Genomic DNA, 1,559 nt, shown 5'->3' with positions numbered 1-1,559 from the left:
TGATGGTGTTGCGGCCCTTGCGCAGCTCGAGTTTCTCGGTCTTGGTCGACCAGCGCTTCCACGTCTCGGTGGAGGGCAGGCTGGTCTTGCGCGCTTCCCCGCCGTTCACGCTGACGCCGATGGTCTTGGTGCCGGCGGACGGGTTGGGCCCGTTGGAATAGCGCAGGCCCACCGCGTAGGTGCCCGCGGCGGGAGCCTGGACGTCGATGGTGGCCGTGGCGCCCGGTTCGCTGAAGCCGTCGACGAAGCCGGCGCCCGTGAAGCCGGCGTGCTCGGTGTCGATGTCCGCGCCGCCGGACAGCCGCGCCGACTCGGCGTCGTACGTCGTGACGGGCTCGTCGTGGCCTGGCCGCGCGTTAAGGGTGTACCACGCCTCGGTGGACCACAGCTGCTCGTCGTCGGCCGAGGAGAAGGGGCGCGGCGAGCGTACGTGCACCACCCGGTCGGCCTTGAGGCCGGGCACGGTCAGCTGGACGGTGCGGCGGTCCTTGGAGATACGGGCACTGCTGACCGGCAGGGCCTCCTCGTCGATCTTGGGGCCGCCGTAGGCGGGGGTGGGGGCGTAGCGCCACTGCTCCACGGAGTAGGCACCGCTGGTCAGCTTCTCGATGGTCTTGTCCGACAGCGGCTTGGTGTAGGTCAGTTTGAAGCCGTCACTGGTGGCGCGCATGGTCTTGATGTCGAAGGCGGTCTTGCCGTTCGGGGTGAGCTTTTGCAGACCGAAGCGGAGCTTGCCTTCCTGGCCCCAGTTGCCGTCCGCGCCGAGACCGCCGGTGTAGATCGCCCCGTCGGGCCCGGTGGAGATACGGCTGATGCCGGCCTCCAGGCCCTGGGTGTGGCGGAACACCGCGCCCTGGTACTCGCCGTTGACCTTTTCTAGGTCGGCGCGCTGCAGCCCGCCGTAGGTGACGTCACCGAACATCAGCTGCCCGGCGAAGGTGCCCTTCTTGACGGTCATGGGGGTGCTGGGGGAGTTGGCTATCTCGTTCTGCGGCAGCCACAGCACCGGCTTGGTGACGCTGTTGTCGTCGAAGGGCCCCTCGGGGTTCGTGTAATGGTTGAAGAACCGGTCCTGCTTGACGTGCACCAGCTTCGACGCGGGCAGCCAGCCGCCCTGGTTGTCGGTGACGAACAGCTCGTTGTCCGGTCCGCGGCCGATGCCGTTGGGGGTGCGCAGGCCGCCGGCCAGGTAACTGACCTTCCCGGTGGCCTTGTTCACCTTGATGGTGGTGCCGCGGTTGGCGGCGGGCTGCGGGTCGGTCGTCGCGCCGCCGTAGTTGATGGCCACGGACAGGTTCAGATAGAAGCTGCCCTTCTCGTAGAGCAGCCCGAACGCGAACTCGTGGAAGTTCCCGCCGTACGGCCACTCGGCGATCTTCCGGGTCTCGCCCGCGTCGTTGTCGCCGTCGAGGTCGGCGAGCTCGGTCAGCTGGTGCTTCTCCGAGACATACAGCTTGCCGTCCACGTACTTGATGCCCATCGGCTCCTTGAGCCCGTCGGCGATCTTCTTGTACGTGACCTTGTCGGGGCCGGTGTCGCCGGTGACGTTGTCCAGGACC

The 1,559-nt window shown here is 67.7% G+C and carries 1 protein-coding gene; it reads right to left on the bottom strand.

Annotation, left to right across the window (positions count from 1 at the left end; genetic code table 11):
- The coding region (locus ACQKIP_RS37680) for a CBM35 domain-containing protein (RefSeq protein ID WP_427745174.1) at positions 1-1,559 on the bottom strand (1,559 nt) is incomplete at both ends.

The organism is Streptomyces sp. NPDC059900 (assembly GCF_050270335.1).
Lineage (GTDB): Bacteria > Actinomycetota > Actinomycetes > Streptomycetales > Streptomycetaceae > Streptomyces.
Note: the sequence above shows the minus strand (reverse complement) of the source record. Positions and strands in the feature narration are given on the sequence as shown.